A 20,230-nucleotide genomic window follows, 5' to 3' on the forward strand; every position below is an offset into this window, starting at 1 on the left:
GCGGCCTGCGGGTCGCGCCTCGGCCGGAATCGCCTGAAGCATTCAATTTTGGGTTCTTGGAAATGGCAGCAGAGATCGAATCGGAAACCCCTTCACAGTACATTTCGCACCACCTCCAAAATTTCTCGACCAAGCATCAGACGTCGCTGTTCGACCTTTCGGTCCTGAACCTCGACACGCTGTTCTGGTCGGTGGCGATGGGCCTGGTGACGATTTTCGTACTGTGGCTGGCCGCGCGGCGCTCGACGCCGGGCGTACCGTCGCGCTTCCAGTGTCTCGTCGAGATGCTGGTCGAGATGGTCGAAGACCAGTCCAAGTCCATCGTGCACGGTAACCGCGCGTTCATCGCTCCGCTGGCGCTGACGGTGTTCGTCTGGGTCGCGCTGATGAACTCGCTCGACCTGCTGCCCGTCGACCTGCCGGGCCGCGTGATCGGCTGGCTGGGCCTGTCGAACGTCATCACGCACCATCGCATCGTGCCGACCGCAGACCTGAACGGTACGCTCGGCATCGCCGTGGGCGTCCTGGTCCTGATGCTGTACTACAGCGTCAAGATCAAGGGAGCCGGCGGCTTCATCCATGAATTGGTTTCCGCTCCGTTCGGTGCTCATCCGCTGCTGTGGATTCCGAACCTGGCGCTGAACATCGTTGAATTCCTTGCCAAGACCGTCTCGCTCGGCATGCGGCTGTTCGGCAATATGTACGCCGGCGAACTGCTGTTCCTGCTGATCGCGCTGCTCGGTAGCATCTGGCATTTCAGTGCGGACACCTCCGTGCTCGGCTTTGTCGGGCATGTGATTGCGGGCAGTGCGTGGGCGATCTTCCACATCCTGATCGTGCTGCTGCAAGCGTTCATCTTCATGATGCTGACGTTGGTGTATATCGGCCAGGCGCACGACAAGCACTGATCCAGCTCTCGCGTTTCAATCTCGTTTCAACAAGTTTTAAGACTTTTCAAAGAGGAGTAAACATGCAAGCCTACATCGCCAACATCCAAGGCCTGACCGCCATCTGCATCGGCATCATCATCGGCCTGGGTGCTATCGGCGCCTGTATCGGTATCGCACTGATGGGTGGCAAGTACATCGAAGCGTGCGCTCGCCAGCCTGAATTGATGAACCCGCTGCAAACGAAGATGTTCCTGCTGGCCGGTCTGATCGACGCGGCGTTCCTGATCGGTGTTGGTGTCGCGATGCTGTTCGCGTTCGCGAACCCGCTGACGGCCGCACTCGCCGGCGCCTAAGGCATGCGGCAACGCCGCGGGCTCCAACGGGCTCGCGGAACATTGCACCACGCCCGGCGCCTGAGTCCAGGTGTCGGGTGTTGTCGCATTCATGTCGCGACCGTTCTCGCTGGCGCCGTCTCCGCGGCGAACGGTCCATGAAGCTCTGACGCAAGGAAACACCGTGAATCTGAACGCAACGCTGTTTGCGCAAATGGTCGTGTTCCTGATCCTCGCGTGGTTCACGATGAAGTTCGTGTGGCCGCCGCTGATCAAGGCCCTCGACGAACGCGCGAAGAAGATCGCCGACGGCCTGGCCGCCGCCGAACAAGGCAAGGCTGAACTCGAAGCCGCCAATCGCCGCATCGACCAGTCGCTCGCCGAAGCGCGTGACCAGGGCCAGCAGCGCATTGCCGACGCCGAGAAGCGCGCCGTACTCGTCGCGGACGAACTGAAGGCCAACGCGCAAGCCGAAGCCGCACGCATCATCGCGACCGCGAAGGCGGATGCCGACCAGCAGCTGATCCAGGCGCGCGAAACGCTGCGTCGTGAAGTCGCCACGCTGGCCGTCAAGGGTGCCGAGCAGATCCTGAAGCGCGAGATCGACGCCAAGGCCCACGCCGACCTGTTGAACCAACTCCAAGCCGAGCTCTGACCATGGCCGAACTAGCTACCGTCGCGCGCCCGTATGCCGAGGCAGCGTTCAGCGTGGCCGAGAAGGGTGACCTGAACGTGTGGTCGGACGGGCTCCGGCAACTGGCGGAACTGGTGCGCCTGCCCGAGGTAGCGGAGGCGTCGTCGAACCCGCGCATCAGCCGTCGGCAGATCGCCGATCTGTTGCTGACAGCGGTGAAGCCGGCGCCCGGCGCCGAGCTGAAGAACTTTGTCGAGATGCTGGTGGACAACCATCGCCTGGCGCTGTTGCCGGAAATCTCGGTCCAGTTCGACGCGTTGAAGAACAGCAGCGAAGGCGTGGCCGACGCGGAAATCCGCAGTGCCTTCCCGCTCGAAGGCGCGGCGCTGACCAGCCTCGTCGCGGCGCTCGAGCGCAAGTTCGCGCGCAAGCTGCGTCCGACGGTGGTCGTCGATCCGTCGCTGATCGGCGGCGTCAGCGTCAAGGTCGGGGACGAATTGCTGGATACGTCGGTGCGTGCCCGTTTGGCACAAATGGAAAGTGCGCTGACCGCTTGAACACGGCCGCGAAGCCGGCCGCGCTCGGCGCGGCGCCGCGGCGCCAGGGACCGCCGGGTGACCGTCGGCTCGATGGACCACCCGCCAGCGGTCGCCCGACAGGACGGCCTGGCATAAAGAATTGACTATCAGGAGCAACCATGCAACTCAACCCTTCTGAAATCAGCGAGCTGATCAAAAGCCGGATTCAGGGGCTCGAAGCAGGCGCCGATCTTCGCACGCAGGGCACCGTCATCTCCGTGAGCGACGGCATCGTCCGCATTCACGGCCTGTCGGACGTGCAACAGGGCGAAATGCTCGACTTCGGCAACGACACCTTCGGTCTGGCGCTGAATCTGGAGCGCGACTCGGTCGGCGCCGTGATTCTGGGCGACTACGAAGGTATCAGCGAAGGCGGGATCGTCAAGTGCACCGGCCGCCAGCTGGAAGTGCCGGTCGGTCCGGAAATGCTCGGCCGTGTGGTCGACGCCCTCGGCAACCCGATCGACGGCAAGGGCCCGATCAACGCGAAGCTCACCGATGCGGTCGAAAAGATCGCCCCGGGCGTGATCTGGCGTAAGTCGGTGGACCAGCCGCTGCAGACCGGCGTGAAGTCGATCGACGCAATGGTGCCGATCGGCCGTGGCCAGCGCGAGCTGATCATCGGCGACCGCCAGACCGGCAAGAGCGCCGTGGCGCTCGACGCGATCATCAACCAGAAGGGCAAGGGCGTTAAGTGCATTTACGTCGCGATCGGCCAGAAGGCTTCGTCGATCATGAACGTGCTGCGCAAGCTCGAAGAGTTCGGCGCGCTCGAATACACGACGATCGTCGCGGCCAGCGCCGCCGATCCGGCCGCGATGCAGTACCTGGCGCCGTACGCCGGCTGCACGATGGGCGAGTACTTCCGCGATCGCGGCCAGGATGCGCTGATCGTCTATGACGACTTGACCAAGCAAGCCTGGGCCTATCGCCAGATCTCGCTGTTGCTGCGCCGTCCGCCGGGCCGCGAAGCCTACCCGGGCGACGTGTTCTATCTGCACTCGCGCCTGCTGGAGCGTGCGTCGCGCGTCTCGGAAGACTACGTCGAGAAGTTCACCAACGGCGAAGTCACGGGTCAAAGCGGTTCGCTGACCGCCCTGCCGATCATCGAGACGCAGGCGGGCGACGTCACGGCGTTCGTGCCGACCAACGTGATCTCGATCACCGACGGCCAGATCTTCCTGGAAACCGACCTGTTCAACGCTGGCGTGCGCCCCGCGATCAACGCCGGTATCTCGGTGTCGCGGGTCGGTGGCGCGGCACAGACGAAGGCGGTCAAGAAGCTCTCCGGCGGTATCCGTACCGACCTGGCGCAGTACCGCGAATTGGCGGCCTTCGCGCAGTTTGCCTCGGATCTCGACGAAGCGACCCGTCGCCAGCTCGAGCGCGGCCGCCGCGTCACGGAACTGCTCAAGCAGCCGCAGTACCAGCCGCTGCAGGTGTGGGAACTGGCCGTGTCGCTGTTCGCCGCCAACAATGGCTATCTCGACGATCTGGACGTGTCGAAGGTGCTGCCGTTCGAGCGTGGCCTGCGCGATGCGCTGAAGACGAGCCATGCCGACCTGATCGGCCGCATCGAAGACAAGAAGGAACTGACGAAGGACGACGAGCCGCTGTTGCATGCCGCGGTCGCCGACTTCAAGAAGTCGGGCGCCTACTGATCGAACCGCTGGGACCGCGCAGTCGGGCGTTCCAGCAGCGGCCCGCGCCGCCCGGAAACGGGCCGGTCCGGGCTGGACGAGGAGTTGAACAATGGCGGGAATGAAGGAAATCCGCGGCAAGATCAAGAGCGTGCAGAACACGCGCAAGATCACCAAGGCAATGGAGATGGTCGCCGCCTCGAAGATGCGCCGCGCGCAGGAACGCATGCGCGCCGCGCGCCCGTACGCGGAGAAGGTCAGGGACATCGCCGCGCACATGAGCGAGGCGAATCCCGAATACCGTCATCCGTTCATGGTGCGTACCACCGGCGCGAAGCGGGCGGGCATCATCCTGGTGACGACCGACAAGGGATTGTGCGGCGGGATGAACACCAACATCCTCCGCGCGGTGCTGGCCAAGTATCGTGAACTCGAACAGCGCGGCATCGCGCTGGAAGCAACCACGATCGGTGGCAAGGGCGCGGCGTTCCTGCACCGCTTCGGTGCGAAGATCGTCTCGCAGGTCGCCCAGCTCGGCGATACGCCGCATCTGGAAAAGCTGATCGGCGTGATCAAGACGCAACTCGACGCGTTCGCGGCGGGCGAGCTGGACGCGGTGTATCTCGCGTACACGCGTTTCGTGAACACGATGAAGCAGGAGCCGGTGATCGAGCAACTGCTGCCATTGCCGGACGCCGCGCTGCAGCGCGAAGCCGGAGCGACGGGTCACAGCTGGGACTATATCTACGAGCCGGATGCGCAGGCCGTCATCGACGATCTGCTCGTGCGCTACGTCGAGGCGCTGGTCTACCAGGGCGTTGCCGAGAACATGGCGTCGGAGCAGTCGGCCCGGATGGTGGCGATGAAGGCCGCTTCGGACAACGCGAAGACGGTCATCAGCGAGATGCAGCTCGTGTACAACAAGAGCCGGCAGGCCGCGATCACGAAGGAACTGTCCGAAATCGTGAGCGGCGCGGCAGCCGTTTGACGCCACGGACATGACGCGCGGCGAACGACGGCGCGACGGACAATTGAACAGTTAAAGGAATAAGCGATGAGTGCTGTGATGACGGAAGGCAAGATCGTACAGTGCATCGGTGCGGTGGTCGACGTCGAGTTCCCGCGCAACCAGATGCCCAACATCTTCGATGCGCTGGTTTTGGACGGCTCCGAGCTGACGCTCGAAGTGCAACAGCAGTTGGGTGACGGCGTCGTCCGTACCATCTGCCTCGGTTCGTCGGAAGGCCTGAAGCGCGGCCTGACGATCCGCAACACGGGCAACCCGATCACGGTGCCGGTCGGTACGCCGACGCTGGGCCGGATCATGGACGTGCTTGGCCGTCCGATCGACGAAGCCGGCGTGATCGAGAGCGAGAACCACCGCTCGATCCACCAGAAGGCGCCGAACTTCGACCAGCTCGCGCCGTCGACCGAACTGCTCGAAACCGGCATCAAGGTCATCGACCTGGTCTGCCCGTTCGCGAAGGGCGGCAAGGTCGGCCTGTTCGGCGGTGCCGGCGTCGGCAAGACCGTCAACATGATGGAACTGATCAACAACATCGCGAAGGAGCACGGTGGTTACTCCGTGTTCGCCGGTGTGGGCGAGCGTACCCGCGAAGGGAACGACTTCTATCATGAAATGAAGGACTCGAACGTCCTGGACAAGGTCGCGCTGGTCTACGGTCAGATGAACGAGCCGCCGGGCAACCGTCTGCGCGTGGCGCTGACCGGTCTGACGATGGCCGAGCACTTCCGCGACGAAGGCCGCGACGTGCTGTTCTTCGTCGACAACATCTATCGTTACACCCTGGCCGGTACCGAAGTCTCGGCGCTGCTGGGCCGGATGCCGTCGGCGGTGGGCTATCAGCCGACGCTGGCCGAGGAAATGGGTCGTCTGCAGGAACGGATCACGTCGACCAAGACCGGCTCGATCACCTCGGTGCAGGCCGTGTACGTGCCTGCCGACGACTTGACCGATCCGTCGCCGGCCACCACCTTCGGCCACTTGGACGCGACCGTGGTGCTGTCGCGGGACATCGCGTCGCTGGGTATCTACCCGGCCGTCGACCCGCTGGACTCGACCTCGCGCCAGATCGACCCGAACGTGATCGGCGAAGAGCACTACACGGTCACGCGCCGGGTGCAGCAGACCCTGCAGCGCTACAAGGAACTGCGCGACATCATCGCAATTCTGGGCATGGACGAGCTGTCGCCGGATGACAAGCAAGCCGTGGCCCGCGCGCGTAAGATCCAGCGCTTCCTGTCGCAGCCGTTCCACGTCGCCGAGGTCTTCACGGGCTCGCCGGGCAAGTACGTGCCGCTGAAGGAAACGATCCGTGGCTTCAAGATGATCGTCGACGGCGAGTGCGATCACCTGCCGGAGCAGGCGTTCTACATGGTCGGCACGATCGACGAAGCGTTCGAAAAGGCGAAGAAGATGCAGTAAGCCGGCTGACGCCGGTTGGCGGGACCCGGCGGCGGCAACATGTGCCGCCAGCGGTTCCCGTTCTCCGAAGTCAGCGGCCGCGGCGACCGCTCGCGGTCCGTTCGCGCCGCATTTTCACTTCCGGACCGAGCCGCCTGGCGAACCGGTCCGGTGTGCCGAACAGGAATCGATATGGCAACCATCAAAGTAGACGTCGTCAGCGCCGAAGAGCAGATCTTCTCCGGCGAGGCGAAGTTCGTCGCGCTGCCGGGTGAAGCCGGTGAGCTCGGCATCCTGCCGGGACACACGCCGCTGATCACGCGCATCCGTCCGGGTGCGGTGCGCATCGAGACGGAGTCGGGCGAAGAGTTCGTTTTCGTCGCGGGCGGCATTCTCGAAGTGCAACCGGACGCCGTCACCGTGCTGGCCGACACCGCGATCCGTGGTCAGGATCTCGACGAAGCGAAGGCCGAGCAGGCGCGCCGCGCGGCCGAAGAAGCACTGTCGAACACGAGTTCGAACATCGAATATGCGGCGGCACAGGCCGAACTGGCGTACGCTGCCGCACAGATCGCCGCAATCCAGCAACTGCGTCGCCGCCGCGGCACGCATTGAGACGGCGCGGCCGCCGGGTACTGCCCGGTCGCCTGGACCGAGCCCCTTGCGCGTGAGCGGAGGGGCTTTTTTGCGTCGCGCTCGGAAGACAGCCCAAATCGTCGGCACAGCCGTGCCGGTCGGTTCTGGGCGGGTCGTACGGCCGACGTCCGCCATCGCGCGCGGCGAGCACGGCGAGCACGGCGAGCGTCGTACGGCCAGCGGGCCGCTACGCGGCCACGGTAGTACCGCAGAGCGCAATGCACCACCGGCCGCATCGAGCCTACCGCCAGTGTCGGGTGCGTATCGCGCTCCGCTGCGGTTTTCGATGGTTTGCGGCTGCCCCGGCGGTTCCCCGCCTTTCTGACCGAGCCGAGGGTGGCGTACAGTCCCAGGTCCCTATCGTTCGCCAAGCGTGAAGGTTGAAGCCGACGCACCGCAGCGCGCATCTCGCACGTCGCCGGCTGGGCGAACGCATGCCCCGGCGCACTCCGTCCCGACCTTGCCGCCCTCGGGTTACACACCATTCTCCCGGTGCGCCTTCCGTGCAAGACTCGACGGAACGAGCCGCGCGCCCGCCTTGCGGCTCGAAGCCGACCAGGAGAATGCGATGCCCCATACCGCCGCCCAACGCGTGCCGCGTGACGGTCTGTCCTATGTCCGCGGCGAGTTCGCCCCGCCGCTCTCGAACCTGACGGTCGACGGCCTGCTGAAGGAAACCGTCGCGCGTTGGCCCGAGCGCGAGGCGGTCGTGTTCCGGGAGCAGGGCGTCCGTTGGACGTGGGCGCAATTCGATGCAGAAGTGGAAGCGTTGGCGGCGGGTCTCGCCAATCTAGGTTTGAGCAAGGGCGACCGCGTCGGCATCTGGTCGCCCAATCGCGTCGAATGGCTGCTCACGCAGTTCGCGACGGCGCGGCTTGGCGTGATTCTCGTCAACATCAATCCGGCGTACCGGCTTGCCGAGGTCGAATACGCGTTGAACAAGGTCGCTTGTCAGGCCTTGGTCACCGCGGAACGCTTCAAGTCGTCCGACTATCTCGGCATGTTGCAGGCACTGGCGCCCGAGTTGTCGGAGGCGGCGCCCGCGCGGCTGCGCAGCGGCCGCTTGCCGGCGCTGACGACCGTGATCCGGATGGGTGACGCCGAAACGCCCGGCATGCTGGGCTTCGCAGCCGTGATGGCCCTCGGCCGGCAACGCATCGCAGACGGTTGGCGCGCGGCCGCGGTCGCCGCCGAACTACGCGACGGCGAACCGATCAATATCCAGTTCACCAGCGGCACCACCGGCCAACCCAAGGGGGCTACCCTCAGTCACCGCAACATCGTCAACAACGGGCGCTACATCGCGCGTGCAATGCGTTTCTCGGAGCAGGACCGGCTTTGCATTCCGGTACCTTTCTATCACTGCTTCGGGATGGTGCTGGCGGTGCTCGCCTGCGTCTCGACCGGCGCGGCCATGATCTTCCCGGGTGAGGCTTTCGAGCCGGGCGCCACCTTGCGTGCGGTCAGCGAGGAGCGTTGCACGGCCCTGCATGGCGTGCCGACCATGTTCATCGCGGAGCTGGACCATCCCGACTTCGCCAGCTTCGATTTCAGTACCTTGCGCACCGGCATCATGGCCGGCTCGCCCTGTCCGATCGAGACGATGAAGCGCGTCGTGTCGGCGATGCACCTCGACGAGATCACGATCGCTTACGGGATGACCGAAACCAGCCCCGTTTCCTTCCAGTCGTCGACCGACGATCCGCTCGACAAGCGGGTTTCGACGGTCGGCCAGATCCAGCCGCATCTCGAAGCGAAGATAGTCGACGGCGCCGGGCAGATCGTGCCGGTGGGCGAGACGGGAGAACTGTGCGTGCGCGGCTATTCGGTGATGCATGGCTATTGGGGCGACCCCGCGCGTACCGAGGAAGCGATCGTCGACGGCTGGATGCATACCGGCGACCTTGCGACACTCGACGCGGATGGCTACTGCAATATCGTCGGACGCGCGAAGGACATGCTGATTCGTGGCGGCGAGAATGTCTACCCGCGCGAAATCGAGGAATTCCTGTTCCGTCACCCGAAGATTGCATCGGTTCAGGTGTTCGGCGTGCCGGACGAGAAATACGGCGAGGAAGTCTGCGCGTGGATCGTGTTGAAGACGGGGGCCGAGGCCGACGCGGAAGAGATCCGCGCATTCTGCGACGGACAGATCGCGCACTTCAAGATTCCCCGTCACATCAGGTTCGTCACCGAAATGCCGATGACCGTCACCGGCAAGGTGCAGAAGTTCATGATGCGCGAGGCGATGATGCGTGAGCTGGAGCGGCGCGCGGTAGCCACCGCCTGAGCAGGCGAGCGGCGATCGGCAATGATTCGCAGCCGATGGCTCGCCACGCGGCGGGCTTTGGCGCCGCCGCTTGATACGGCAGCCGACTGGCGAGCATGGATTGCATCGGGGCGGCATGTGTCACAGCGCAGAGCGACGCGCTAGCCGTGCGGGCCAAGGGCCGGCATGCACCGACGATGCAAAATGAAAAGGCAAAAAAAAGGCGGGCACGAAGCCCGCTGAAGCCACACGCTACGGGGTTAGCGCGAGGAGACCTGAGCCGCACCGGCGACGGGCAACTTTCGCTGCGCCGTCGTCTTCGCGACGATGGAATGATTCTCTTAAAAAAGAATCGAGTCGGGGGTAACAAAGTGTTGCATTCTGTAAATCAAACACTTAACGCCGGTTGTTCACCGCGAGCGTAAGAGCGTTACCGCACCGACGCGGCACGGCCGTCCTATTTCAGCCAGCTGTCAGTGATCGCGCTGAAGCCGCCCGTCTCCTTCAGCAAGTGCAGCCACTGATCGACATATTGCTGATAGATGACGTCGCCCTGCGGCAGCATGAAGGCCTTCTCGCTGAACTCGAACGGCTTTTCCGGATGGACCGAGCACAGCCGCGGGTCGAGCTTGTGCTGGTAGAGCGTTTCGGAGGCGTCGGTAACCATCACATCCGCCTTGCCTTCGGCAATTTGCCGGAAGATCGTCACGTTATCCGGGTAGACGGTCAGGTTCGATTGTCCGAAGTAGCGTCGCGCGAATCGCTCATTGGTGCCGCCCGGATTGACGATGGTTCGCACGGCGGGGCGGTTGATGTCGGCAACAGTTTGATACTTGTCCACGTCCCCGCAACGCACGACAGGCGTCTTGCCGTCGACCATGTATGCCTGGGTGAAAAACGCGCGCCGTTGCCGGTCAAGCGTCACTGACACGCCGCCCACCGCGATGTCGCACTTGGCGATGAAATCGTCGGTCAGCGCCTTCCACGACGTCTTCACGAACTCCGGTTTCACCTGGAGCGACTGCGCCAGCGATTCCGCCAGGGCGATGTCGATGCCTTCGAAGCGTCCGTCGCTGCGCAGGTAGGTGTAGGGCTTGTAATCGCCCGTGGTGCAGATGCGCAGCGTACCGCGCTGCACGATATCGTTGAGTCGCGACGCGGGAGCGCCGGGCGTCGGCCCCGCACCTTGTGCAACGGCTGGTGCAGCGATCGCCGCGCCAAGCAGGCCGACGACGACCGCCGCCGCGCCTGGCCGCGCAGCGCGCTGCAACCGTTTGCTGCCTCGTTGAAGCCATTTCAACATCGCCTTGCTCCTTTTTCTTGTCGTCTACTGGGGGTGCGTCGTACCACGGGCCGGCAGCCTCGCATCGCGTTTCCACCATCGCGCCGGCTCCTGCCGAACCGGCTGTACGGCGACAGCAAGCCTAACGGAACTTGCCCGAGTCCAGTATCGAGGCTCACCCGAGGACGGTGCGCGCAAGCGTCCGGTGCCGGGGCAAGGTGGCCCGGGGCGTTAGAATGGTGGATTCGTGCTTCGTGCACCGCGCCGTGCATGCCTCGCGCGCAGCCCAATTTCTTGCCGAGCTTCTTCCCGATGCCGTCCGACTCCGCCGTCCAGGCTCTTGCCAACGATACTTTTCTGCGCGCGCTGATGCGCGAGCCGACCGACTACACGCCGGTGTGGCTGATGCGGCAGGCGGGACGCTATCTGCCGGAATACAACGCCACGCGCGCGCGCGCCGGCAGTTTCCTGAAGCTGGCGCAGAACCCGGCGCTGGCCACGGAAGTCACCCTGCAGCCGCTGGCACGCTTCCCGTTGGATGCCGCCATCCTGTTTTCCGACATCCTCACGGTGCCGGACGCGATGGGGCTCGGCCTGGAGTTCACCGCCGGCGAAGGCCCGAGCTTCGCGCGCCCGGTTCGGACGGAAGCCGATGTTGCGCGCCTCGCGGTACCGGACATCGACGCAACCCTGGGCTACGTGACCGATGCCGTGCGTGAAATCCGCAAGGCGTTGACGGTCGGTGGCGTCCAGCGGGTGCCGCTGATCGGCTTCTCCGGTAGCCCGTTCACGCTGGCCTGCTACATGGTCGAAGGCCGGGGCTCGTCGGATTTCCGCACGATCAAGACGATGCTGTACAGCCAGCCGGAGTGGCTGCACCAGATCCTGAAGGTCAATGCCGACGCCGTGATCGCCTATCTCAATGCGCAGATCGAGGCTGGCGCGCAGGCGGTGATGATCTTCGACACCTGGGGCGGCGTGCTGGCGGATGGCGCGTACCAGGCCTTCTCGCTGGCCTATATCGAACGCATTGTCGCGGGCCTGATTCGCGAGCGGGAAGGGCGCCGCGTGCCCTGCATCGCATTCACCAAAGGGGGCGGGCTGTGGCTGGAGGCGCTCGCAGCGAGCGGCGTCGATGCGCTCGGCCTGGACTGGACGGTCGACCCGGCAGCCGCGCGTCAACGCGTCGGCGACAAGGTGGCGCTACAGGGCAGCCTTGATCCAAACGTCCTGTTCGCGCCGCCCGAAACGATCCGGGCGCAGGCGCGTGCGCTGCTCGATCGCTACGGCGCGGCGCCGGGTCACGTGTTCAATCTTGGCCATGGCATTTCGCAGTTCACGCCCCCCGAACATGCCGGTGCGCTGGTGACCGAAGTTCATGAGTACAGCCGGCAACAACGCGCGGGGCGTTGACCGCGAGAACGGAGCGCTGGCCTGCCCGCTTGACTTATGCACAATTTCGGCAAAGCTTCGCGTCGTCGCAGGACAAGCCGGAGGGGTTGCTTCGGATGTAAGAAATTCTCGGTAAGCATCTGATAAAAAAGGACTAATGCGTCGAGTCGAGCAGTTTTGAGGAAATTTTTCGCTGCCTCTTGACAAAGCTTGCAACGTGGCGAAAGCACTTTTCAACAAAGTTATCCACAGGCGCTTCCACAATGGCTGCGACGTGAGCGGTAAACCCTTTCGGCACATGTGTTTACCTCCCATTGCGTGCAAATCGCGTGAGGCTTGGCGAACAGTTGCGAGCGCGTCGCTCGAGCAGGCGCCTGTCGGCGTTGCGTTGCCGGAGCGGGTTCCAGGCGGCACCATGCGGGAAATCACCGGTCCGCATCTACGTCTAGACGTCGCATCGTGACCAAGCCAGCGATAGCGCGAGTTGCACTCGACCACTTGCATGCCGGCACCTTCGACTATCTCGTCGCCCCCGGCGTACATGCGCGCCCCGGACAACTCGTTTCGGTGCCGTTTGGCAGGCGCCAATGCATCGGCATTGTCTGCGACGTCGGCGAGGACAGCGCGCTGCCGCTCGAGCGGCTCAAACCGCTGACCACGCTCTGCGAAGCATGGCCGCCGTTGCGCCCGGAGTGGCTGGCACTGGTGGGTTTCGCGGCCGGCTACTACCAGCGTGGGATCGGCGAGGTTGCGCTGCCCGCGGTACCGGCGGGTTTGCGCGATCCAAAGCGCTGGGCACGACAGCAGCGGTCACAGCGACGTTATGTGGCGACCGCAGCGGGACGGGCCGCGCTTCCCGGGGCATTGCCAGCGCGGGCCAGCGCACAGCGACGCCTCGCCGAAGCCCTGCTGGCGGCGCCGCTGGCTGCCGATGCGCTGTCCAGCCTGCATCCGCGTGCCGCCGCGCTTCTGGACGACTGGCAGGCAGCCGGCTGGGTCGGCATGGTCACCGAAGCGGCGTCGAGCGATGCGGTGGACCAGCGCCTTGTCGCCAACTTAGTTAGCGAGCCAGTTGCCGAGCCAGTCGCCGACGCAGTCACCAGCGCAAGTGTCGCCCGTGCGTTGGCCTCGGAAGCGCCGGCCGCGTCCATAGACCGGCTGCCGACGTTGACCGACGAGCAACGCGCGGCCGTCGACGCGATCGCCGGCGCCAGCGGTTTCGACGCCTTCCTGCTGCACGGCATCACCGGCAGCGGCAAGACCGAGGTCTATCTGCGGGCCGTCGCCCATTGTCTGGCACAGGATGCCGACGCGCAGGCACTGCTGCTGGTGCCCGAGATCAACCTGACGCCGCAATTCATGGGACGGCTGCGCGCCCGCTTCGCGGCGCTGGGCGAGCACGGCGTTGTGGCATTGCACAGCGGTCTCTCCGAAGGCGAGCGCGCGGCCAACTGGCTCGCCGCGCACCAGGGCCGCGCCCGCATCGTGATCGGCACGCGCCTTGCAGCGCTTGCGTCCTTTCGCAAGCTGTCGTTGCTGATCGTCGACGAGGAGCACGAGGCCGCTTACAAGCAACAGGAAGGGCTGCGGTATTCGGCACGCGATCTCTGCGTGTGGCGCGCCAAGCACCTGGGCGTGCCAGTCGTGCTCGGCTCGGCCACGCCGTCCCTGGAGAGCTGGTGTCACGCCGAGCAAGGCCGTTATCGCCGTCTGGTGCTGAGCCGCCGGCCGGCGGCCGACACGGCGGCCCTGCCCACCGTGCGGACGGTCGACCTGGACGCGCACAAGCGCCAGGGGCGGCTGTCCGGCGACGGCCTTTCGTCGACCTTGCTGGACGCCATGCGCGAGCGCCTGGCGCGCGGCGAACAGAGCCTCCTGTTCCTGAACCGGCGCGGTTATGCCCCGGTTCTGTCCTGTGATGCCTGCGGTTGGGTCTCGGAATGTACTCATTGCAGTGCCTATCTCGTGCTGCACCGGGGCGACGGGATGCTGCGCTGCCACCACTGCAGCTGGCAGGAAGCCATACCGCACGCCTGCCCGTCCTGCGGCAACATCGACCTGCGCCCGCTCGGTCGCGGCACGCAGCGCATCGAGGCCGCGCTGGCGGAGGTCATGCCGGACGCGCGCGTGTTGCGTATCGATGCGGACAGCACTCGCCGGCGTGGCAGCGCCGAAGCGCTGTTTGCGGATGTGCATGCCGGTCGTGTCGACGTGTTGATCGGTACCAACATGGTGGCCAAGGGGCACGACTTCCAGCGTGTCACGCTCGTCGGCGTGCTGAATGCGGATTCGGCGCTGTTTTCACACGACTTCCGCGCCAGCGAGCGGCTGTTCGGCCAGCTGATGCAGGTTGCCGGCCGGGCGGGCCGCGCCGATCTGCCCGGCGAAGTGCTGATACAGACACGCTATCCGCACCACCCGCTCTACGCCGCGCTCGCGCGCCACGACTATGCGGGCTATGCGCGAATGCTGACGAACGAGCGCCGCGACGCGCATCTGCCGCCATTCATCCACCAGGCTCTGCTGAAGGCCGAGGCTCGCACGCTGGAGGGCGCGCTCGCTTTCCTTGAGGACGCCGCCGCGCGGTTCGACACGCTCGACGTCGCCGCCGACGGCCGCGTGGTGCGCTACGCCCCGGTGCCATTGGCGATGGTGAAGATCAACGACACCTATCGCGCGCAGTTGCTGCTGGAAAGTGCATCGCGCCAGGCATTGCACCTGGCGCTGAGCGCCTGGCGCGACACGCTCGGCGGCCATGGCGTGCTGCGGTGGGCCATCGAGGTCGATCCGCTCGAGATTTGATCGCCGGGCGGGACCGCCAGTCGCATGATCCGCTGCACGGCCGCGCGTCGGCCGCCAGGCGTGCGTATCGGTGTCCATACAGGCGTCCAATGGTGTTCAATGCAAGGTGCAACCCTAATGCGCGCCGGGTTGCACCTTTGTTTTCTGTCGAGTACGATCCACCCACCCCGAACCCCCGCTGCGAAAAAACATGGTAACGACGACCCTCGGCGTCAAGGTGGACGAGCCTCTGCGCGCGCGTCTGAAGAATGCTGCCCAACATATCGACCGTACGCCGCACTGGCTGATCAAGCAGGCGATCTTCGCCTACCTCGAGCGCATCGAGGGCGGTGCGCTGCCACCCGAACTCGCCGGCGGCGACGGCGGCGAAGTTGTCGAGACGCCGACCGAAAGCGGCGAACAGCCGGTCCCGTTCATGGACTTCGCGCAGGGCGTGCAGCCGCAGTCGGTGCTGCGCGCGGCGATCACCTCCGCCTATCGCCGCCCGGAAACCGAGTGCGTGCCTTTTCTGCTGGGACACGCCAAGCTGCCGGACGCGCTGGTGCAGCCCGTCGACGCGCTCGCGCGCCGTCTGGTCGAGGCGCTGCGCGGCAAGAACAAGGGCGGTGGCGTCGAAGGCCTGATCCACGAGTTTTCGCTGTCGAGTCAGGAAGGCGTGGCCCTGATGTGCCTTGCCGAGGCACTGCTGCGCATTCCGGACCGCGCCACGCGCGACGCGCTGATCCGCGACAAGATCAGCAAGGGCGACTGGCGCGCCCACCTTGGACAAGCCCCGTCGCTGTTCGTCAACGCGGCGACCTGGGGTCTGATGCTCACCGGCCGGCTGGTCGCGACGAACAGCGAAGCCGGCTTGTCGTCGGCCCTGACGCGTTTGATCGGACGCGGCGGCGAGCCGCTGATCCGCAAGGGCGTCGACATGGCGATGCGCCTGATGGGCGAGCAATTCGTCACCGGCGAAACCATTTCCGAGGCGCTCGCCAACAGCCGGAAGTTCGAGGCGAAGGGCTTCCGCTATTCGTACGACATGCTCGGCGAGGCGGCCACCACCGAGGAAGACGCGAAGCGCTACTACGCTTCCTACGAACAGGCGATCCACGCGATCGGCAAGGCCGCCAACGGGCGCGGCATCTACGAAGGTCCGGGCATCTCGATCAAGCTGTCGGCGCTGCATCCGCGCTACTCGCGGGCGCAGTACGACCGGGTGATGGCGGAACTGCTGCCGCGGGTGCGTGAACTCGCGCTGCTGGCGCGCCACTACGACATCGGCCTGAACATCGATGCCGAAGAAGCCGACCGACTCGAAATCTCGCTCGACCTGCTCGAAGCACTCTGCTTCGACGAAGCGCTGGCTGGCTGGAACGGCATCGGCTTCGTGATCCAGGCGTACCAGAAGCGTTGTCCGTACGTGATCGATTTCGTGATCGACCTGGCGCGCCGCAGCCGGCATCGGCTGATGATCCGTCTGGTCAAGGGCGCCTATTGGGACGCCGAGATCAAGCGCGCCCAGGTGGACGGTCTGGAAGGTTATCCGGTGTACACCCGCAAGGTGTACACCGACGTGTCCTACCTGGCCTGCGCGAAGCGTCTGCTGGCCGCGCCGGATGCGGTGTTCCCGCAGTTCGCGACGCACAACGCCCAGACGCTCGCGGCGATCTATCACCTGGCCGGCCGCAACTACTACCCGGGCCAGTACGAATTCCAGTGCCTGCACGGCATGGGCGAGCCGCTTTACGAGGAAGTGACCGCGCGCGACAAGCTGAACCGGCCTTGCCGCGTCTACGCGCCGGTCGGGACGCACGAAACGCTGCTGGCCTACCTGGTGCGCCGCCTGCTGGAGAACGGCGCGAACACCTCGTTCGTGAACCGCATCGCCGACACGTCGATCCCGGTCGAGGCGCTGATTGCCAGCCCGATCGACGAAGCCGCGCGCATCACGCCGCCGGGCGCGCCGCATCCGAAGATCCCGCTGCCGCGCCAGCTGTATGGCGAGGGGCGACTTAACTCGATGGGCCTGGACCTGTCCAACGAACATCGTCTCGCTTCGCTGTCGTCCGCACTGCTCGCCAGCGCCAGCACGCCATGGCGTGCCGCGCCGATGCTCGGCGAAGGCGAGGGCAGTGGCGTCGAGCAGCCGGTGCGCAATCCATCCGACTTGAGGGATGTGGTCGGTACCGTCGTCGAGGCACAGACTGCCGACGTGGAAGCCGCCCTCGGCTATGCGCTCGGCGCGTTGCCGATCTGGGCGTCGACGCCGCCGGCCGAGCGCGCCGATTGCCTGGCGCGCGCCGCCGATGCGCTGGAAGCGCAGATGCCGCAACTGCTCGGCCTGATCGTGCGCGAGGCCGGCAAGTCGTTCGCCAACGCGATCGCGGAAGTGCGCGAAGCGGTCGACTTCCTGCGCTACTACGGCGCGCAGGCCCGGCAGGAGTTCTCCAACGACACCCATCGTCCGCTTGGACCGGTGGTGTGCATCAGTCCGTGGAACTTCCCGCTCGCCATCTTTGTCGGGCAGGTCGCGGCCGCGCTGGCCGCCGGCAACACGGTGTTGGCCAAGCCGGCCGAGCAGACCCCGCTGATCGCCGCCCAGGCGGTACGCATCCTGCGCGAGGCGGGCGTGCCGGCAGGCGCCGTGCAGTTGCTGCCGGGCGACGGCGAGCAAGTCGGTGCCGTGCTGGTGGCGGACACGCGCACGCGCGGCGTGATGTTCACCGGCTCGACCGAGGTCGCTCGCCATATCGCAAAGACGCTGGCCACGCGCCTGGACCCGCAGGGTCGTCCGATTCCGTTCATCGCGGAGACCGGTGGCCAGAACGCGATGATCGTCGATTCGTCCGCGCTGGCCGAGCAGGTCGTGGCGGACGTGTTGCAGTCGGCGTTCGACTCGGCCGGACAGCGCTGTTCGGCGCTGCGCGTGCTGTGCCTGCAGGAAGACGTCGCCGACCGGACCCTGGCGATGCTGCGCGGCGCGATGGCGGAACTGCAGATCGGCAATCCGGATCGCCTGTCCACCGACGTCGGTCCGGTGATCGACGCGGACGCGAAGCGCGGCATCGATGCGCACATCGCGGCGATGCGCAACAAGGGCTGCCGCGTGACCGAAATGCCGCTGCCGGCAGCGGCGCAGAACGGCACGTTCGTGGCGCCGACGCTGATCGAGATCGACGACCTCGCCATCCTGCAGCGGGAAGTGTTCGGCCCGGTCCTGCACGTGCTGCGCTATCGCCGTGAAAACCTCGACGCGCTGCTGGCCGCGATCCGCGCGACCGGCTATGGCCTGACGCTCGGCATCCATACCCGCATCGACGAGACGATCGCGCGCGTGGTCGAGCAGGCCGAGGTCGGCAATATCTATGTGAACCGCAACGTCATCGGCGCGGTGGTCGGCGTGCAGCCGTTCGGTGGCGAAGGCCTGTCGGGCACGGGCCCGAAGGCTGGCGGCGCGCTCTATCTGTATCGCCTGCTGTCGACCCGTCCGCAGGACCTGCCGAGCACGCTGAGCGCGGTGCTCACGCCGCAGCCGACGACCGGCAGCGCATCGCCGCTCGGCCAGTTCGCCGACTTCCTGCGGCAAGCCGGCGACGACGCGGCCCGCAAGCGCTGCGAAGCCTATCTGTCCCGTGGCCTGGTCGGTGCGACCGCGACGATGCCTGGCCCGACGGGGGAGCGCAATACCTATTCGCTCCACGGCCGCGGCACGGTACTATGCGTGCCAGCGACCGAGCATGGTGCGCGTCTGCAGTTCGCGGCAGTGCTTGCGACCGGCAACCGCGCGGTATTCCAGGGCGCGATCGGCCAGCAGTTCGTGCAGACACTGCCGGCCACGCTGCGCGCCCATGCGTCGGCGACGGACGATTTCGCCGGGGCGGATTTCGCGGCCGTGCTGTTCGAGGGCGACGGCGACGCGCTTAGCGCATTGGCCCGGCAGGTGGCCGCGCGGCCGGGTCCGATCGCGACCGTGCAGGGTCTGCCAGCAACGGCGCTCGCGGATGGCGAGGACTACGTACTTGAGCGGCTGCTTACCGAGCGGTCGGTCAGCGTGAACACGGCCGCAGCGGGGGGTAATGCAAGCCTGATGACCATCGGGTAAGCATGCGCTGCGGCGCGTTGTGAAGCGGTCCGGCCAATCGGCCGGACTGGATATGAGCAGGGAACAAAGGAGATCACGATGCAGTTCAAGTTGAAGCAGTTGGCGCGCATCTCGGTGCTGGGCGCGCTTTCCTTCGCGGCCGTCGCGCACGCTGAAGACGTGCGCATCGGCGTTGCCGCGCCGATGACCGGCCCGCAGGCGCACTATGGCGCCGACTTCGCCAATGGCGTGACGCTCGCGGTCGAAGACTTCAATGCGACCAAGCCGGTCATTGGCGGCCAGCCGGTTCGCATCGTGCTCGACTCGCAGGACGATCAGGCCGATCCGCGCACCGCCACCACCGTCGCTCAGAAGCTGGTCGACAACGGCATCAAGGGCATGCTCGGCCACTTCAATTCGGGTACGACGATCCCGGCATCGCGCATCTACGCGCAGGCTGGCATCCCGGAAGTCGCGATGGCGACCGCGCCGGAGTACACGCAGCAGGGCTTCAAGACGACGTTCCGGATGATGACCTCCGACACGCAGCAAGGCGCGGTGCTCGGCCAGTACACGGCCAAGAACCTCAACCTGAAGCGCATCGCGATCATCGATGACCGCACCGCGTATGGCCAGGGGCTCGCCGACCAGTTCGAGAAGGCCGCGAAGGCCGCCGGCGGCACCGTCGTCGGGCGCGAATTCACCAACGACCGCGCGGTCGACTTCAAGGCGATCCTGACCAAGATCAAGTCGAGCACGCCGGACGCCGTCTTCTACGGCGGCGCCGACGCGCAGGCCGGCCCGCTCGCCAAGCAGATGCGCACGCTCGGCATGAAGGCGACGCTGATCGGCGGCGAGATGGTCAAGACGGACACGTTCTTGAAGATCGCCGGCAACGCCGCGGAAGGTAACATCGCCTCGCTGGCCGGTCTGCCGCTCGAAAAGATGCCGGGTGGCAACGCCTACATCGCGAAGTACAAGAAGCGTTTCGGCAGCGACGTGCAGACGTACTCGCCGTATGCCTACGACGGTGCGATGGCGCTGTTCACGGCAATGAAGAAGGCCAACTCGACCGATCCGAAGAAGTACCTGCCGGAATTGGCCAAGCTCAACCTGTCCGGCGTGACGAGCACCGATATCGCCTATGACAGCAAGGGCGACCTGAAGCACGGCGGCATCACCGTGTACAAGGTCGTCGGCGGCAAGTGGCAGCCGCTGGAAAGCCTGGGCGGCGGCTCGAACTGAGCCTGCGCCGCGGGCAGTGCACGGGGCGGCGCTGCCGCC

General features: G+C 65.7%; 14 protein-coding genes. 13 read left to right on the forward strand and 1 reads right to left on the reverse strand.

All coding sequences use genetic code 11. From position 1 onward, the window contains the following. The first annotated feature begins 62 nt into the window (after window positions 1–62). The 9 genes from atpB (at window position 63) to BLU54_RS10270 (ending at window position 9,425) form a co-directional block, all read left to right on the forward strand. Window positions 63–908 (forward strand): F0F1 ATP synthase subunit A, encoded by an 846-nt coding sequence (gene atpB / locus BLU54_RS10230; protein ID WP_091907710.1) that lies wholly within the window; start codon window positions 63–65, stop codon window positions 906–908. 62 nt (window positions 909–970) lie between these two features. After that, window positions 971–1,243 (forward strand): F0F1 ATP synthase subunit C, encoded by a 273-nt coding sequence (gene atpE / locus BLU54_RS10235; protein WP_091907712.1) that lies wholly within the window; start codon window positions 971–973, stop codon window positions 1,241–1,243. A gap of 163 nt (window positions 1,244–1,406) precedes the next feature. Beyond that, window positions 1,407–1,877 carry a F0F1 ATP synthase subunit B gene (locus BLU54_RS10240; protein ID WP_091908025.1) on the forward strand — a complete coding sequence of 157 codons (471 nt, stop codon included), beginning with the start codon at window positions 1,407–1,409 and terminating at the stop codon, window positions 1,875–1,877. 2 nt (window positions 1,878–1,879) lie between these two features. Next, window positions 1,880–2,413, forward strand: coding sequence for a F0F1 ATP synthase subunit delta (locus tag BLU54_RS10245; RefSeq protein ID WP_091907714.1), 534 nt, complete (start codon window positions 1,880–1,882; stop codon window positions 2,411–2,413). A 140-nt stretch (window positions 2,414–2,553) separates the two neighbouring features. Beyond that, window positions 2,554–4,095 (forward strand): F0F1 ATP synthase subunit alpha, encoded by a 1,542-nt coding sequence (gene atpA / locus BLU54_RS10250; RefSeq protein ID WP_091907716.1) that lies wholly within the window; start codon window positions 2,554–2,556, stop codon window positions 4,093–4,095. Between the two features lie 91 nt (window positions 4,096–4,186). Further along, window positions 4,187–5,062, forward strand: a complete 876-nt coding sequence (gene atpG / locus BLU54_RS10255; protein WP_091907718.1) for a F0F1 ATP synthase subunit gamma — start codon at window positions 4,187–4,189, stop codon at window positions 5,060–5,062. Between the two features lie 78 nt (window positions 5,063–5,140). Then, window positions 5,141–6,520 carry a F0F1 ATP synthase subunit beta gene (atpD, locus tag BLU54_RS10260; RefSeq protein ID WP_091907720.1) on the forward strand — a complete coding sequence of 460 codons (1,380 nt, stop codon included), beginning with the start codon at window positions 5,141–5,143 and terminating at the stop codon, window positions 6,518–6,520. A gap of 171 nt (window positions 6,521–6,691) precedes the next feature. Then, the gene (locus tag BLU54_RS10265; RefSeq protein ID WP_091907723.1) at window positions 6,692–7,114 is read left to right on the forward strand and encodes a F0F1 ATP synthase subunit epsilon; all 423 of its coding nucleotides are present in this window, start codon (window positions 6,692–6,694) and stop codon (window positions 7,112–7,114) included. Window positions 7,115–7,703: 589 nt separating this feature from the next. Beyond that, a complete protein-coding gene (locus tag BLU54_RS10270) occupies window positions 7,704–9,425 on the forward strand; it encodes an AMP-binding protein (protein WP_091908026.1) in 1,722 nt (573 codons plus the stop codon). Window positions 9,426–9,861: 436 nt separating this feature from the next. On the opposite strand, the gene BLU54_RS10275 is transcribed toward BLU54_RS10270, so the two are convergent. Then, window positions 9,862–10,707: a transporter substrate-binding domain-containing protein gene (locus BLU54_RS10275; RefSeq protein WP_091907725.1), complete on the reverse strand. Its 846-nt coding sequence runs from the start codon at window positions 10,705–10,707 to the stop codon at window positions 9,862–9,864. Window positions 10,708–10,998: 291 nt separating this feature from the next. Between BLU54_RS10275 and hemE the strand changes: the two genes are divergently transcribed. From hemE to BLU54_RS10295, 4 genes are all read left to right on the forward strand, one after another. Next, window positions 10,999–12,099, forward strand: coding sequence for a uroporphyrinogen decarboxylase (gene hemE / locus BLU54_RS10280; RefSeq protein WP_091908028.1), 1,101 nt, complete (start codon window positions 10,999–11,001; stop codon window positions 12,097–12,099). Between the two features lie 438 nt (window positions 12,100–12,537). Beyond that, window positions 12,538–14,880 carry a primosomal protein N' gene (locus BLU54_RS10285; protein ID WP_407919411.1) on the forward strand — a complete coding sequence of 781 codons (2,343 nt, stop codon included), beginning with the start codon at window positions 12,538–12,540 and terminating at the stop codon, window positions 14,878–14,880. A 190-nt stretch (window positions 14,881–15,070) separates the two neighbouring features. Further along, on the forward strand, window positions 15,071–18,967 hold the full coding sequence (putA, locus tag BLU54_RS10290) for a trifunctional transcriptional regulator/proline dehydrogenase/L-glutamate gamma-semialdehyde dehydrogenase (RefSeq protein WP_091907728.1): 3,897 nt from the start codon (window positions 15,071–15,073) through the stop codon (window positions 18,965–18,967). Between the two features lie 78 nt (window positions 18,968–19,045). After that, window positions 19,046–20,191, forward strand: a complete 1,146-nt coding sequence (locus BLU54_RS10295; RefSeq protein WP_091907730.1) for a branched-chain amino acid ABC transporter substrate-binding protein — start codon at window positions 19,046–19,048, stop codon at window positions 20,189–20,191. Window positions 20,192–20,230 lie beyond the last annotated feature (39 nt).

The organism is Chitinasiproducens palmae, from assembly GCF_900095735.1.
GTDB lineage: Bacteria > Pseudomonadota > Gammaproteobacteria > Burkholderiales > Burkholderiaceae > Chitinasiproducens > Chitinasiproducens palmae.

Coding starts and splice junctions, on each gene's coding strand:
- BLU54_RS10275 (WP_091907725.1), bottom strand. CDS start 10,707: ATGTTGAAATGGCTTCAACGAGGCAGCAAACGGTTGCAGCGCGCTGCG.
- BLU54_RS10270 (WP_091908026.1), top strand. CDS start 7,704: ATGCCCCATACCGCCGCCCAACGCGTGCCGCGTGACGGTCTGTCCTAT.
- atpB (WP_091907710.1), top strand. CDS start 63: ATGGCAGCAGAGATCGAATCGGAAACCCCTTCACAGTACATTTCGCAC.
- atpA (WP_091907716.1), top strand. CDS start 2,554: ATGCAACTCAACCCTTCTGAAATCAGCGAGCTGATCAAAAGCCGGATT.
- putA (WP_091907728.1), top strand. CDS start 15,071: ATGGTAACGACGACCCTCGGCGTCAAGGTGGACGAGCCTCTGCGCGCG.
- BLU54_RS10245 (WP_091907714.1), top strand. CDS start 1,880: ATGGCCGAACTAGCTACCGTCGCGCGCCCGTATGCCGAGGCAGCGTTC.
- atpD (WP_091907720.1), top strand. CDS start 5,141: ATGACGGAAGGCAAGATCGTACAGTGCATCGGTGCGGTGGTCGACGTC.
- BLU54_RS10265 (WP_091907723.1), top strand. CDS start 6,692: ATGGCAACCATCAAAGTAGACGTCGTCAGCGCCGAAGAGCAGATCTTC.
- atpE (WP_091907712.1), top strand. CDS start 971: ATGCAAGCCTACATCGCCAACATCCAAGGCCTGACCGCCATCTGCATC.
- atpG (WP_091907718.1), top strand. CDS start 4,187: ATGGCGGGAATGAAGGAAATCCGCGGCAAGATCAAGAGCGTGCAGAAC.
- BLU54_RS10295 (WP_091907730.1), top strand. CDS start 19,046: ATGCAGTTCAAGTTGAAGCAGTTGGCGCGCATCTCGGTGCTGGGCGCG.
- hemE (WP_091908028.1), top strand. CDS start 10,999: ATGCCGTCCGACTCCGCCGTCCAGGCTCTTGCCAACGATACTTTTCTG.